The organism is Streptomyces pinistramenti (assembly GCF_020564935.1).
Taxonomy (GTDB): Bacteria; Actinomycetota; Actinomycetes; order Streptomycetales; family Streptomycetaceae; genus Streptomyces; species Streptomyces pinistramenti.
The window spans coordinates 144,067-157,253 of sequence record NZ_JAJCXB010000010.1 but is presented as its reverse complement, the minus strand read 5'-3'; the positions used below and the strand labels follow the sequence as shown (position 1 = coordinate 157,253).

14 protein-coding genes are annotated in these 13,187 nt (G+C 71.3%); 8 read left to right on the top strand and 6 right to left on the bottom strand.

The genetic code is table 11. The features are described 5' to 3' along the window. Positions 1–56 precede the first annotated feature (56 nt). The 4 genes from LIU39_RS10445 (at position 57) to LIU39_RS10430 (ending at position 4,241) form a co-directional block, all read left to right on the top strand. The gene (locus LIU39_RS10445) at positions 57–1,457 is read left to right on the top strand and encodes a nucleobase:cation symporter-2 family protein (RefSeq protein ID WP_227046351.1); all 1,401 of its coding nucleotides are present in this window, start codon (positions 57–59) and stop codon (positions 1,455–1,457) included. Positions 1,458–1,494: 37 nt separating this feature from the next. Continuing rightward, complete coding sequence (locus LIU39_RS10440; protein ID WP_227046350.1) at positions 1,495–2,874, top strand: 8-oxoguanine deaminase; 1,380 nt, start codon at positions 1,495–1,497, stop codon at positions 2,872–2,874. 332 nt (positions 2,875–3,206) lie between these two features. Continuing rightward, positions 3,207–3,650 (top strand): STAS domain-containing protein, encoded by a 444-nt coding sequence (locus tag LIU39_RS10435; RefSeq protein WP_227046349.1) that lies wholly within the window; start codon positions 3,207–3,209, stop codon positions 3,648–3,650. Between the two features lie 102 nt (positions 3,651–3,752). Then, on the top strand, positions 3,753–4,241 hold the full coding sequence (locus LIU39_RS10430) for a glutathione peroxidase (RefSeq protein ID WP_227046348.1): 489 nt from the start codon (positions 3,753–3,755) through the stop codon (positions 4,239–4,241). A 206-nt stretch (positions 4,242–4,447) separates the two neighbouring features. Here the strand turns inward: LIU39_RS10430 and LIU39_RS10425 are convergent, their stop codons facing one another. Together LIU39_RS10425 and LIU39_RS10420 are read right to left on the bottom strand one after the other, a co-directional pair. Then, the gene (locus LIU39_RS10425) at positions 4,448–4,762 is read right to left on the bottom strand and encodes a hypothetical protein (RefSeq protein ID WP_227046347.1); all 315 of its coding nucleotides are present in this window, start codon (positions 4,760–4,762) and stop codon (positions 4,448–4,450) included. A gap of 250 nt (positions 4,763–5,012) precedes the next feature. After that, complete coding sequence (locus tag LIU39_RS10420; protein ID WP_264482605.1) at positions 5,013–5,813, bottom strand: TetR/AcrR family transcriptional regulator; 801 nt, start codon at positions 5,811–5,813, stop codon at positions 5,013–5,015. 66 nt (positions 5,814–5,879) lie between these two features. On the opposite strand from LIU39_RS10420, the gene LIU39_RS10415 reads away from it, so the two are divergent. Continuing rightward, positions 5,880–6,773, top strand: a complete 894-nt coding sequence (locus LIU39_RS10415; RefSeq protein WP_227046345.1) for a siderophore-interacting protein — start codon at positions 5,880–5,882, stop codon at positions 6,771–6,773. An 88-nt stretch (positions 6,774–6,861) separates the two neighbouring features. Here LIU39_RS10415 and LIU39_RS10410 read toward each other — a convergent pair whose 3' ends face one another. After that, positions 6,862–7,296, bottom strand: a complete 435-nt coding sequence (locus LIU39_RS10410) for a VOC family protein (protein ID WP_227046344.1) — start codon at positions 7,294–7,296, stop codon at positions 6,862–6,864. A gap of 825 nt (positions 7,297–8,121) precedes the next feature. Between LIU39_RS10410 and LIU39_RS10405 the strand changes: the two genes are divergently transcribed. The 3 genes from LIU39_RS10405 (at position 8,122) to LIU39_RS10395 (ending at position 10,029) form a co-directional block, all read left to right on the top strand. Further along, on the top strand, positions 8,122–8,505 hold the full coding sequence (locus tag LIU39_RS10405) for an ArsR/SmtB family transcription factor (protein ID WP_227046343.1): 384 nt from the start codon (positions 8,122–8,124) through the stop codon (positions 8,503–8,505). Between the two features lie 478 nt (positions 8,506–8,983). Next, complete coding sequence (locus LIU39_RS10400) at positions 8,984–9,127, top strand: DUF6126 family protein (RefSeq protein ID WP_227046342.1); 144 nt, start codon at positions 8,984–8,986, stop codon at positions 9,125–9,127. A 458-nt stretch (positions 9,128–9,585) separates the two neighbouring features. Next, positions 9,586–10,029 carry an SPW repeat protein gene (locus LIU39_RS10395; RefSeq protein WP_227046341.1) on the top strand — a complete coding sequence of 148 codons (444 nt, stop codon included), beginning with the start codon at positions 9,586–9,588 and terminating at the stop codon, positions 10,027–10,029. Between the two features lie 94 nt (positions 10,030–10,123). Here the strand turns inward: LIU39_RS10395 and LIU39_RS10390 are convergent, their stop codons facing one another. The 3 genes from LIU39_RS10390 to LIU39_RS10380 all read right to left on the bottom strand — a co-directional run bounded on the left by LIU39_RS10390 (position 10,124) and on the right by LIU39_RS10380 (position 12,920). Next, complete coding sequence (locus LIU39_RS10390; RefSeq protein ID WP_227046340.1) at positions 10,124–11,446, bottom strand: cation:proton antiporter domain-containing protein; 1,323 nt, start codon at positions 11,444–11,446, stop codon at positions 10,124–10,126. 6 nt (positions 11,447–11,452) lie between these two features. Beyond that, the gene (locus LIU39_RS10385) at positions 11,453–11,938 is read right to left on the bottom strand and encodes a cation:proton antiporter regulatory subunit (protein WP_227046339.1); all 486 of its coding nucleotides are present in this window, start codon (positions 11,936–11,938) and stop codon (positions 11,453–11,455) included. 697 nt (positions 11,939–12,635) lie between these two features. After that, positions 12,636–12,920 carry a hypothetical protein gene (locus tag LIU39_RS10380; protein ID WP_227046338.1) on the bottom strand — a complete coding sequence of 95 codons (285 nt, stop codon included), beginning with the start codon at positions 12,918–12,920 and terminating at the stop codon, positions 12,636–12,638. Positions 12,921–13,187: the final 267 nt, after the last annotated feature.

Genomic DNA, 13,187 nt, shown 5'->3' with positions numbered 1-13,187 from the left:
CCCGGAAACGACCTGGCGGCAGTCGCCCGCCGGGCCGCCCGGAGAGGTCCCGCCCCGTGGAAGACACCAGCCCACCCCCACGCCACCCCGTGGACCGACGCCCGCCCTGGGGCCCGCTCCTCCTCCTGGGTGCCCAGCACGTCCTGGTGATGTACACCGGCTCCATCGCGGTACCCCTGCTGTTCGGCGCCGCGACCGGCCTGTCGCACGCCACCGTGGCCCTGCTCATCGACGCCGACCTGCTGGTCGCCGGAGTGGTGACGCTGATCCAGAGCGTGGGCGTCGGCCGGGTACTCGGCGTGCGGCTGCCGATCGTGGCCGGCGCGGGCTTCAGCGCCGTCTCACCGATGATCCTCATCGCGCAGCAGTACGGCATGGCCGCGGTCTACGGAGCGATGCTGGCGGGCGGCGTGTTCGGCCTGCTGGCCGCGGCGCCGTTCGCCCGTCTCGCGCGCTACTTCCCGCCGCTGGTCGGCGGCACCGTGATCACCGTCATCGGACTGTCACTGCTCGGCGTGGGCACCCGGATGGTGGCAGGTGACGACCCGTCGGCCCCCGGCTACGCGGCGCCCGCGCGCCTGCTGCTGGCGGGCGGCGTGCTCGCCGTGATCGTCCTGCTGATGCGGCTCTCCCGCGGCTTCCTCGGCCAAGTGGCCGTACTGGTGGGCATGGTGGCCGGCACCCTGGCCGCCGTCCCGCTCGGCCAGGCCGACTTCTCACGGGCCGCCGGGGCTCGTTGGCTCGGACTGCCGGAACCGTTCCACTTCGGCGCGCCGCACTTCCCGGTGGCGGCGGTGCTCTCGATGTGCGTGGTGATGCTGGTGATCTTCACCGAGTCGACGGCCAGCATGCTCGCGGTGGCCGAGATGACCGACCGTCCCCTGACCACCGGCGACCTCGGCCGCGGACTGGCCGCCGACGGGCTCTCCGGAGTGCTCGCCGGAGCCATGAACTCCTTTCCCGACACCGTCTTCGCGGAGAACCTCGGACTGGTGGAGATGACCCGCGTCCGCAGCCGCTGGGTCACCGCCGTCGCCGGGGCCCTGCTGATCGTGCTGGGCTGCATACCACGGCTGGGCTCCCTCGTCGCCTCGCTGCCCGACCCGGTGGTGGGCGCCGCGGCGCTGGTGATGTTCGCCATGGTGGCCGGCGTCGGCATCCGCATCCTGCGCCACGTCGCATTCGACGGCACGTCCAACCTGCTGATCGTCGCCGTCTCCCTGGTCGCCGGAATGGTTCCGGTGACCGCCCCGCACATCTACGACCGGCTGCCCGCCGGAGCCCGCATCATCGTCGGCAGCGCCATCACCTGCACCGCCGTATCCGCCTTCACCCTGAACCTGTTGTTCAACCACGCACCGTGGCGCGGACGACGCACCCAAGGGACACCAGGAAAAGACGACGCCCCCGGGACGGACACCGCCACACAGCGCCCCGGACACAGCGCCGCCCGCTGACGCACCACCCACGAACGAACCGAAACGAGGAACGACCGTGCCGGCCAACCGCCTTGTCATCGAGAACTGCGCCCTCGTCACCATGGACGCACACGGCACCGAACACCCCACGGGCCACCTCGTGATCGCCGGCCACCGCATCGAATCGGCCGGCCCGGGACCGGCGCCCGACGGCCTGACGGACGTCGTCCGGCGGATCGACGGCAGCGGCCACCTGCTGACCCCGGGGCTCGTCAACACCCACCACCACTTCTACCAGTGGATCACCCGCGGCCTCGCCCAGAACTGCAACCTCTTCGACTGGCTGGTCACCCTCTACCCGGTCTGGTCCCGGATCGACGAACCGATGGTGTACGCCGCCGCACAGGGCTCGTTGGGCGCCCTGGCGCTGTCCGGAGTCACCACCGCGGCCGACCACCACTACGTCTTCCCCCGGGGCGCCGGCGACCTGCTGGGCGCCGAGATCCGCGCCGCAGCGGAGATGGGCCTGCGGTTCTCGCCCACCCGCGGCTCCATGGACCGGGGCGCATCGGACGGCGGGCTGCCGCCGGACTTCGCGGTGGAGACCACCGAAGAGGCCCTGCTCGCCACCGAGGCGGCAATCGACCGCTGGCACGACCCGTCCCCCGCCTCCATGCTCCGCATCGGCGTCGCCCCCTGCTCCCCCTTCTCCGTCTCGTCCGAGCTGCTCCGCTCGGCCGCAACGCTGGCCCGCACCAGGGGCGTCCGGCTGCACACCCACGGCAGCGAGACCGTCCAGGAAGAGGAACACTGCCGACAGCGGTACGCCATGACGCCGACCGAACTGCTGGAGTCCACCGGGTGGCTCGGCCCGGACGTATGGATGGCCCACTGCATCCACATGACCGACGCCGACATCACACGGTTCGCCGAGACCGGCACCGGCGTCGCACACTGCCCGTCCTCCAACGCCCGGGTGGCCGCCGGACTCGCCCGCGTCCCCGACATGCTCGCCGCCGGCATCCCGGTGGGACTCGGCGTGGACGGCGCAGCCTCCAACGAATCCGGTCAGCTCGGCGCCGAGCTGCGCAACGCCCTGCTGCTCAACCGGCTCGGCAGCCACCGGGAGAAGGCACTCACCGCCCGGCAGACGCTGCGGATGGGCACCATGGGCGGCGCGCAGGTGCTGGGCCGCCAGGAAGAGATCGGCTCACTCGAAACCGGCAAACTGGCCGACCTCGCCCTGTGGAAGGTCGACGGCCTGCTCCACTCCTCCATCGCCGACCCGGTCGCCGCCCTCGTGTTCGGCGCCCCGGCCCCGCTGACCCTGCTGCTGGTCAACGGCGCCCCGGTCGTGGCGGACGGCCACCTCGTCACCGCCGACGAGGACGCCATCGCCCGCACCACCCGCGCCCAGGCCCGACGCCTGGCCACGCTCGCCGGACTCACCGGGTAGCCGCCGAGGCACGTCGTCCCCGTCCGTCCGGCCCGGCGTCCGCGACCGGACAGACGCTGGAACGAGTTTGAGCCAACCTTTCCGCCGTCCTTCCTCCTGGGACTTGACACCTCGTCAAACGGGTAAGCCGTAGACACACGCGGTAAAACCGTACACACGCGGCACACTCGACGACCCGGATCACAAACCGGCGACCGGCACCGCGACCACATCGAGCGCCACCGGCGGCCGGAACCGCCCGGCCCTCATCGACGCTCCCTCATCTTCCGCATGCCTCCGCCGCCTGCGCGTGGCGGGATCTCGCGCCCTGGCACGAAAGAGGGACGGGCCTGATGGACGAGGATCACAACACCCGAGGCTTTCTCGGCCGGACATACACGGTGGGCAGCACCACCGTCGTCGAACTCCGCGGCGAGCTGGACATTCTCGCCGCATGGACACTGTCCGACCGGCTGGACGACTTCACCGGCACGCGCCGCCCCGATCTCATACTGGATCTGCGGGCGGTGACCTTCATCGACTGCTCCGGACTCTCGCTGCTGTGCCGGGCCCGCCAGCGGACGCACGCGAAGGCAGGACGGCTCCGGCTCACCGGTCTCACCACCGGCGACAGCGTCATGCGACTCCTCGCGATGACGGGACTCACCGACTCCTTCGACGTACTCACCGCCGCCCCCTTGCCGGCGTCCGGCAGACCCGACGGCACCGCCGGCGAAGAGCCGGTCCCCGGCGTACCGGAGAGACCGACGGCCGACGCGGCATGGTGCCAGGGGTGAACCGGTGCGACGGACCCGGCCCGGCTCTCCCGTAGCGGGCCGGCGTCCGCACGCCGATGCCCCGGTGCTGACCGCCGGCCGAGCGGACTACCATCTCGGTTCATGTCTGTTCACGAAGTAGAAATCGGCGCCCTCCAGGGCGGTTCCGCCGACCTGTCCCAGTACCGCGGCAAGGCCGTACTGATCGTCAATGTCGCGTCCAAGTGCGGCCTGACGCCGCAGTACGAGGCGCTGGAGCGGCTGCACGCGCAGTACGCCGCGCGCGGCTTCACCGTCCTGGGCGTCCCCTGCAACCAGTTCATGGGCCAGGAGCCCGGAACCGCCGAGGAGATCGCCCAGTTCTGCTCGGCGACGTACGGCGTGACCTTCCCGATGACCGAGAAGATCGATGTCAACGGCGACACCCGGCATCAGCTGTACCAGCAGCTGGTCGACGTGGCGGACGGCGAGGGCCATACCGGCGACATCCGCTGGAACTTCGAGAAGTTCCTCATCGGCGCGGACGGCACCGTGGTGGCGCGGTTCTCGCCGCAGACCGAGCCGGACGCCGCAGCGGTCGTCTCCGCCATCGAGGAGAACGTCCCCGCCTGACGCGGCAACACGCCCGCCGCACCGCCTGGTTCCCGGCTCACCCGCCCCGTCCACGGCCGCCTCGCGCGAGCCGGGACGGGGCGGTTCCGTTTCTTGCTCCCGAGCGGCCCGTCACCCATTCGTTGCACCATCGCCTCATCGGTTCACTCGATGGTGTATTTGTGCCAGCCGCCCGTGGGCCGCGCCGTGTGTGCGGCGGTGGCCGCTCAGCGTTCGGGCTGCGAGGGGGAGTACGGCGGTTCCTGGCCGGAACCGTGGCGACGGGTGCGCGGGACGGTGCGCCCGTCATCCGGCCCGCCCGCGCCGCGTCGCACCGCTCCGGAGGAGGGCTCGTCGACCGGCCACGACACCGTCGAGCGCAGCGCGCCGGAACGCCACTCCCGGAGCAACTGGTCGAAGATCGGGGTGCCTTCTTCGTGCGGGCGGGGCGCGCGACGCGGTGGAGGCGGCGGGAGCGCCGGCGTCTGTGGGGGAAGGGGGCGGCGCTGGAACGGATGACCGGCGTTCTGCTTGGCGTCCATGCCCGGACTCAACCCGGAGACCGGCCCAAGGGTTGCGGGGGCGCGTGCGGAGTGACCCAGATGCCCCTGAGGTGGTGATGGGCAGAAGATACGTTCCCGCGTTGAGCCGTTGACGCGTTGGTGCCGAACGGGTGCCGTATGGGAGGTATGCGGATCCGGCGCGGTCGGTCGGCCGGACGGGCAGCGGTGACGCCGACGGGGCGGCCGACGCAAGCGCCTGCGACGGGCGGAGGGCCGCGTCGAAGCCCCGTCACCGATTCCTGTCGACCGCCGCCTCGATCCCGTCCAGGAGAACTGTCAGCCCGACATCGAACGTCGTCCGCGCCTCGCGTTCCAGATGCGGCACTTCGTCGTCCGTAGCGGGTGCGGCGCCCTCGGTCTCCAGCCGGACCAGGAGCGGGAAATGGTGCGGGAATTCGGGGGCGACCTCGCCGAGCACCGAGGAACGGGCCTGCCACCACTCCTCGTCGGACACCCCTGTCGTCGCCGCGGCCAGCCGCGACTCGGCGACCGTCCGCGCGGCCCCCCGCACGAAGTGGAACAGCGTGCCCACGATGCGTCGCACTGCGGACGCCGGCAGCTCCGTGGCGAACAGCAGCCGCAGAACCGTCTCCAGCGCGACATATTCGTTGGGGCCCAACACCGGCCTGGCCTGCGACACCTGGAGCACCCAGGGGTGGCGCAGATAGAACGCCCAGGTGTCCTCGGCCCAGGACGTCAGGGCGGCGCGCCAGCCCGGCGCGAGGTCGTAACCGGTGGGGAGTTCGGCGAGCGCGCGGTCGTGCATCAGGTCCACCAGCTCGTTCTTGCCGGGGACGTAGGTGTACAGCGCCATGGCGGTGCGCCCGAGGTGTTCGCCGACCGCGCGCATCGACAGGGCCGCCATGCCCTCGGCGTCCGCGACGGCGATGCCGGCGTCGACGATCGCGTCCACGCTCAGCGCGGGTTTGGGGCCGGGCGCCGGACGTGCGGGCACGGCCCCCGTTTCCCGCCACAGCAAGGCAATCGAACGGCGGGCATCGCCCTGTCCGGCGAAGACAACCACTTGCATCTCCTTACGCCATAAAGTAATGTCATGGAAGAACTCTTTATGGCGTAAGGATATCAGGGGGATTCGATGACGCCTGCACTCGTCGCGCTCATTCACGTCACCGACGTACAGCGGATCACCCCGCGGATGGTCCGGATCACGTTCACCGGGGACGGCCTCGACGCTCTCGCCCCCTGGCCCGACCAGCAGCTCAAACTGTGTTTCCCCCGGCCGGGCCAGAGCGCCCCGCGACTGCCGGACGAGGGCGCCGAAGGCGACGCGATGCGCTGGTACCAGGCATTCCTCGCCATACCCGAAGACGAACGGCCGTGGATGCGCAGCTACACCGTGCGGTCTCACGATCCGGCGCGCCAGGAGATCGCCGTCGACTTCGTCCTGCACGAGGGAGCAGACGGGCCGGCCACCCGCTGGGCCGCGTCGGCCGCGGTCGGCGACACGCTCGCGCGCTACGGCCCGGACGCCGCATACGCCGGACAACTGCCGCTCGACACCGCCGACTGGCTGCTGCTGGCCGGTGACGACACCGCTCTGCCGGCCATCGGCTCACTGATCGAGACGCTTCCCGAGGGCGCCCGCGCCCTGGCCTGCATTGAGGTTGCGGACGCGGCGGAGGAGCAGCCGCTCGCTGTCGGCAGGGCCGGTGTCACGGTGCGATGGATCCACCGCAAGGACGCGCCGGGCGGCCCCGGCGAGGCATTGCTGCACGCCGTCCGCGATGCCGACATCCCTTCGGGTGAGGGCGAGGTCTTCGCCTGGCTGGCGGGAGAGGCCGGCACGGTACGGATGCTGCGCCGCCATCTCGTAGGAGAGCGCGGCCTCGACAAGCGACAGGCCCACTTCACCGGCTACTGGCGCCGCAGCCTCACCCAGGACGACGCCCCGACCGAAGAAGACCTCGCTGAGGCACAGGAACGCATAGCGGCACTCCGGGCGGAGTCCGGGGCGGGGTGGGGAGGTTGAGAGGACGGGGGAGTTGAGAGGGTGCCGGGGCGGTAATTGTGGGCTGGGCTGGGCTGTGCTGGGCTTGGCTGTGAGGCGCGAGGTGCCTTCAGTTGGTGGTCTGCGCTTGTGCCCGTGGCTCTGTCGCTGGCTGCGGCTCCTCGGCAGGTCGGGCTGATCGTTCGGCCGCGCTGCGTTCCACGCAGAATGCGTTGCCCTCGATATCGGCCAGCGTCGCCCAGCCGGTACCGTCGCTCCGCCGGTGGTCGGCGACCAGCGTCGCACCGAGCGCCAGCAGCCGCTCGACCTCCTCGTCCCGGCTCCCGTCCTGCGGCTGCAGATCCAGGTGCACGCCGCTCTTCTCGGGCGTGCCGTCGGGCACGGTCACGAACAGCAGTTCCGCGCCTGCTGATCTCACCGTGATCTCCGGATCTCCCGGCAGATCATCCGGAGCGAATGTTCCGTCCAACACCTTCGCCCAGAAAGCGGCAAGGCGGTAGGCGTCGGAGGAGTTGATGGTGACGTGGCGCACGAGTGAAGTCATGCGCGTCACTGTGGGGTTGGGGCGGCCGACTGTCCAATGAGTAACGCATAACCCGTAACGCATGGCGAGTTTGCGTCTGACGGCCGCGCGAAATGCGCTCTGGCGGCGGGGAAGAGGGGCGGTCTATCGCCGCGGGCACTCGCGTGTGCGCTTCGGGTGGTGTGGGGTGGGCGACCGATTGTCGGCCGATTGCCGTCGCGCCGATGTGCTGGGACGTAGGGACAGGGGGGACGCTGATGCTGTGGCCGGGAGGGTTCGCCGAGTTGCGAGTGGTGACGGAGGTTGCGGGTCGGGCGAGTGAAGCTGGTTGTGGGTGTTGATCAAGCGCTTGGCGCAGTGTGGGGCTCCGTCGCTCCCGCGAGGCGGTGTGAATGGCGAGCTGGCCATGGCCTTGAAGGGGCGTTCTCCCTTCGGCCTCGGCTCCAGGCAGGTGTGTCCCGGCGGCAATGTGCCTGTCAAGGCGGTGTTCGGTCGGCTTGTTGGAGGTGGGATGACGGTGATCGGGAGGTGGTGCGCTCGGTGTTCGCCGTAATGGTGCGGGCACGCCCCGGATGTTCTCCGGCTCAAAGGGGTCGCCTTCGGGGGCCTTGCCGTCCCCTGGCGTCGTGCCGTCGTCTACAGTTGCAGAAGTCTGCAATTCAACAGTTGGCGTGGCGGCCGGCGGGCCGCGATGCGGAGGACGCGCGTGGGCGGTATCGCCGGAGCGGTACGGGAACGAATGCGAGCGGCACAGGCCGAGGCCGGAGCGGCGCGGACGGCCGATGACACCGGAGCGGAAGACGTCGGTGCCGGTGCCGTTGCGGGCGCCGTGGGGGAGGAGCCGGTATGACGGCCGCCCGTGTGCCGCTCTATGAAGCGAAGGCCGAGTTCTTCCGCATGCTGGGGCACCCGGTCCGTATCCGGGTGCTGGAACTGCTGCAGGACGGCCCGCTGCCCGTACGGAAACTCCGCGCCACGATCGAGGTGGAGCCGGCCGCGCTGTCCCAGCAGCTCGCCGTGCTGCGCCGCTCCGGCATCGTCACGGCCACCCGCACCGGCTCCACGGTGGTCTACGAACTGGCGGGCGGCGATGTCGCGGGGCTCCTGCGGGCCGCCCGCAGGACACTCTCCGCGGTCCTCGTCGGCCAGCACGAACTCCTCACGGAGCTGCGCCGGGCCGACCTGGCCTGCGTACAGGCCGACTTGGGCTGCGTACAGGAGGCGTCGTGAGCGACATGCAGAGGAATCCGGTGCCGGCGTCGGGCCGCGTGCCGGTCGGCGGCACGGCATCGGCCGCCGCTCGACGGCCTGGGGCGCGCGGGGCCGGCAGCCGTAGCCGTACCGTGCGGTGGCCGGTCACGGCCGGCCGTACGTCTACGTACTGCCGCAGCGGTTCGGGCCGGCCGCTCGGCGGCCACGCCGGGTGAGCGCGGTGCCCGGCGCAGCACGACGGAAGGGGCCGCCGCCGTGGCGCTCGGTCCGGTCGCGTACCTGCATACCCATGGCCGGAACCCCGGGTGCCCGGCGCCCCTGCTCGGGACACCATCACCCGCTCGACAGTGGAGCGGTTCGTTCCGCCGGGCGGCGTCCCTGCCCGTGGATGGCGGCGGGTGCCCGTACGGCGCCACGTTGCGGAGTCCGCAGGCGCGCCGTACCGACCAGGCGCCGTACCGGCCGCCCCATCGGACGCCCTGTCGTACGGCCCTCGATGCCGCCGCGTGTCCTGGCGCTGATCGCCCGCCGCAAGGAGCACGCCACGACGCGGCAGGTCCTGCTCTACATAGCGGTCGGTCATCTCGTGGTCGGCTTCCTGGCCCTGCTGTTCTACCTGGGACGGCACGCGGGCACCTGATGAGGGGCACCCCGGGCGGTATGGGCACGCGACGTGTGTGTGCCTGTTCCGCCCGGCCCGGAGGGGGAGCTCGGGGCGGCGTCTTTGCGTGGCGTGTGTGTGGCGTACGGGTGCGCCGTGGCACGGCATTTCGGCTGACGGGGCTCGGCGAAGTCCTGTGGTTCGTGCCGGAGTTGGGATGTGTTCAGGCGGGATGCGCTTCTGCGGTGCGGAGTGGGTGTCGCCGCGAGGTGCCGTCGCCCGTGATGCTGCGGGTCGCGCCCGTGCGGGGATCGGGCTCCGGGGGAACGGAGAGTCGCGGGGCCCGACTCTCCGTGCGCCGCGAGCCGCCCTTGCCGATTTCTCGAACTCGCCACCCCCGCCATCTACACATAAAGGCGACATAAGCGCAGAATTGAAGGTGCGTGGTCGATGCCACGCGGTTACGGCCAGGCTTGCGGACGAAGGAGGCGAGTCGTATGGCCGACGTCTCACACAGCAGGGGAGATCTGGCCGGTCACCCCGATGTTTCCGAGATGCAGGCCCGATACGAGCGGGTGCTCGGGGGGCGGGATGTGGCACTCGTGGACGGGCCGGTGTTCCTGGTCGGCCTGTTCTGCGCCGCCTCGCCGTGGATCGTGCACTACACCAGCTCGCAGCCCTCGCTGGTGATGCACAACCTCATCATGGGCATCGCGATCGGCCTGCTGGCCCTGGGATTCACCGTCACGCCGGCCCGGATGTACGGGCTGAGCTGGGCGATGTGCGCCATGGGTGTGTGGATGATCATCGCGCCCTGGATCGTGGGCAGAAGTCCGGACGCCGGAGTGATCTGGAACAACGTGGTGATCGGCGGCCTGGCGTTTCTGCTGGGGCTTGTCTGCGTCGCGGTGGCCTCGAAGAACCGCCACCGCGCGACGTGACGTCCATCCCGCGCGTGAGGTGATGCCGAGGAACGCCGCCGTTGGGCGGTGCCCCAAGACCAGGGCACCGGCCATCGGCCTGCCGCGTGCCAGGTCAGCTGCGGGTGTGCGCCGGATCGGTCGCCGTCGGTGACGCCTCGGGGGTGTCCTGCGGCGTCTGCTGGGGTCCGTTCGCCGCCTCGTCCGCGGCGGGCCGTGGCTCGGCGGTCGGGGCGGGGGCCGGCGTGGCCCCGGTTCCTGCGACGGCCGCGGCCGGTGCCTGGCCGAACCTGCGGGTCAGGCGGCGCGCCACCGGCTCGGTGAAGCGGGCGGCCAGCGGTCCGGCGATCACCAGGATCAGCACATACGCGGTGGCCAGCGGCCCGATGCGGGGCTCCACCCCGACGGCCAGGCCCGCGATCACGATGGAGAACTCGCCCCGGGCCACCAGCGTGCCGCCGGTACGCCAGCGCCCTGCGGTCTTGACGCCGGCCCGCCGGGCCGCGAACCAGCCGGTGGCGACCTTGGTCCCCGCGGTGATCACGGCCAGGATGAGGGCCGGCACCAGTACCGGCGGGATCGCCGCCGGGTCGGTGTTGAGGCCGAAGAAGACGAAGAACACGGCGGCGAACAGGTCGCGCATCGGCGCCAGGAGATGGTGCGCGCCCTCGGCGACCTCACCGGAGAGCGCGATGCCGACCAGGAAGGCGCCGACCGCCGCGGAGACCTGGAGCTGCTGGGCGACCCCCGCGACCAGCACCGTCAGGCCGAGGACCACCAGCAGCAGCATCTCGGGGTTGTCGGACGAGACCGCGCGGCTGATCAGCCGGCCGTGCCGCAGCGCCACGAAGAGCACCGCACCGACCGTACCGAGCGCGATCAGCAGGGTCAGGCTGCCGCCCGCCAGGCTCAGCCCGGCGAGCAGCGCGGTCAGCAGCGGCAGGTAGACGGCCATCGCCAGGTCCTCGATGACCAGCACTCCGAGGATGACCGGTGTCTCGCGGTTGCCGAGTCTGCCGAGGTCGCCGAGTACCTTCGCGATCACGCCGGACGACGAGATCCAGGTGACGCCGGCCAGCGCCACCGCTGCCACCGGGCCCCAGCCCAGTATCAGCGCGGCAACCGCGCCCGGCACCGCGTTCAGCACGAAGTCGACGATGCCCGACGGGTATTGGGTCTTGAGGTTGGTGACGAGCTCGGAGGCGCTGTATTCGAGCCCCAGCAGGAGCAGCAGCAGGATGACGCCTATCTCGGCGCCGGTGGAGACGAATTCCTCGCTGGCATTCAGCGGCAGCAGCCCGCCGTGGCCGAACGCGAGTCCGGCGACGAGATAGAGCGGAATCGGGGAGAACCCCACCCGTCCTGCGAGCCGGCCGAGAATGCCGAGGCCGAGGATGATGGCCCCGAGTTCGATGAGCAGCGCGGTGGTTTCGTGCACGGGCGGTTACCCTCCGGTGATCAATTCGGCGACGGCGTCCACGCCTTCCCGGGTGCCGACGACGACGAGCGTGTCGCCGATCGCGAAGCGGAAGTCCGGGGTGGGCGAAGGGAAGGCGTCGGTACGGCGCAGGACGGCGACGATGGACGCGCCGGTACGGGTGCGGGCCTGAGTGGCGCCGAGCGTCCGGCCTGCGTAAGGGGATCGTTTGGTGACCGGAATGTGCTCGGTGACCAGGTCGATCTCCAGATGCTGGTGCAGATGGGCGACGGGGTCGGGGACGAGGAGTTCGGACAGCGCGGTGGCCTCGTGCGGGGCGAGGGCCGCGGCGTCCTTGCAGTTGTCCTCGTCCTCGGGGTCGTGGAAGGCGAGAATGCGCCGGCCGTCCTGGTGGACGACGACCGAAAGGTGCCGGCCGCTCTCCGTGGCGAGGTCGTAGCGGGTGCCGACCCCTGGAAGGGCGGTCTTGCCTACGTGGGCCGATGGCTCCATTGATGCGCTCCATGCGGGCGTGCGGTGACAGCGTTCGGGCAGTGCGATGCCCCTGGACGGACGGCCGGAGGCATGCTCCCGCCGCCACTGGTGAGGAATTGTGCAGCACGTGACGCCGGTGACAGAGGTCGGGCGGAGCGGGCCTCCGATGAGGAGGAGGCCGTATCAACCGGCGCTGGACATATCGGGAATGCCGCTGCGTGCACAGGGAGCGATACGTGGTCGCGGGGCGCAGGCGGGGGAGTGCGCGCGCCGTACGCGGACGGCGTGGGCGGTGCTGTACGGGGCAGCGGTCACGGTCACGGTGACTGCCCGCATGCCCCGCCTCCCCGATGTCCGCAGCGCCCGGCCGCTCGCCACGCCCATGGGCGACGGCCGTCCACCAGTGCGTTGATGGCTCAGGGGAGAGTTTAACCCAGCGTCAATTGGCCGAAAGGGGACGGTATGGGGGTGGGGTGGTTGCCGGCGATGGCGGTGGCACTCTGCCGTCAGGAGGGTTGAGCAGCGCCCGAGTGCCCGAGCCTCTTTCGCAGGCACTGGATCCGACCCGGCCCGCGCCCCGATCGTCGACGCCGGTCAGGTCCCTGCCCGTGCGTGTGGAGTCTTTTCGACGGGTAATGGAACGCGCTGCGTTGAAGCTTGCCCGAGGCGCTCGTCGGCCGCACCCCGGCATCGCCACGCTGATTGCCGCGCCGCGTCAGCTGCGCCCGGCAGCGGGCCAGGGCCGCCGTCCCCGTCCGCGGCCGACGAGCTGCGCGGCCAGGCCGGCCAGCATCAGACAGGCCGCGATCACCAGGCCGTGGGAGACGGCGATGCCGTAGGCCAGGCCCCCGAGTGCGACGGCCAGCAGCAGTCGACCGCCCTGCCGGACGGGCCGCGACCCTTGGCGGCCGCGGGCAGCCGGGCGAGCGACGCGCCTCGGGGCCGGATGCCGGAACTGCTCGGTGAGGTCGGCGAGTCGGCGCCTGTCGTCGGGGGACATCGGTGTCCCTCCTCTCCCGGGAAGCGGTCGTCGCGAGCGGTCGCGGCACGCGGCCCGCACCGGCACACCCCGCTTGTTGTGCCCGCCGGTCCACGGTCCTTAACCCGCGAACCGTCACCGCGCCGGTACGGGTGTCAGACCCGTCTGATGGACTGGGGGCGTCTGGGCCAGGGAGGCCGAGGCCGTTCGCGGACCGCGGGCGCAGCAGAACGGGAAGGACCGATTCGAGCCATGCCAGCCACCGCCCCGCCCCGCACCGGAGCCGTC

Bases quoted from the DNA above. Each gene is read 5' to 3' on its own strand.
- LIU39_RS10435 (WP_227046349.1), top strand. From the start codon at position 3,207: ATGGACGAGGATCACAACACCCGAGGCTTTCTCGGCCGGACATACACG.
- LIU39_RS10430 (WP_227046348.1), top strand. From the start codon at position 3,753: ATGTCTGTTCACGAAGTAGAAATCGGCGCCCTCCAGGGCGGTTCCGCC.
- LIU39_RS10425 (WP_227046347.1), bottom strand. From the start codon at position 4,762: ATGGACGCCAAGCAGAACGCCGGTCATCCGTTCCAGCGCCGCCCCCTT.
- LIU39_RS10420 (WP_264482605.1), bottom strand. From the start codon at position 5,813: ATGCAAGTGGTTGTCTTCGCCGGACAGGGCGATGCCCGCCGTTCGATT.
- LIU39_RS10415 (WP_227046345.1), top strand. From the start codon at position 5,880: ATGACGCCTGCACTCGTCGCGCTCATTCACGTCACCGACGTACAGCGG.
- LIU39_RS10410 (WP_227046344.1), bottom strand. From the start codon at position 7,296: ATGACTTCACTCGTGCGCCACGTCACCATCAACTCCTCCGACGCCTAC.
- LIU39_RS10405 (WP_227046343.1), top strand. From the start codon at position 8,122: ATGACGGCCGCCCGTGTGCCGCTCTATGAAGCGAAGGCCGAGTTCTTC.
- LIU39_RS10400 (WP_227046342.1), top strand. From the start codon at position 8,984: ATGCCGCCGCGTGTCCTGGCGCTGATCGCCCGCCGCAAGGAGCACGCC.
- LIU39_RS10395 (WP_227046341.1), top strand. From the start codon at position 9,586: ATGGCCGACGTCTCACACAGCAGGGGAGATCTGGCCGGTCACCCCGAT.
- LIU39_RS10385 (WP_227046339.1), bottom strand. From the start codon at position 11,938: ATGGAGCCATCGGCCCACGTAGGCAAGACCGCCCTTCCAGGGGTCGGC.
- LIU39_RS10380 (WP_227046338.1), bottom strand. From the start codon at position 12,920: ATGTCCCCCGACGACAGGCGCCGACTCGCCGACCTCACCGAGCAGTTC.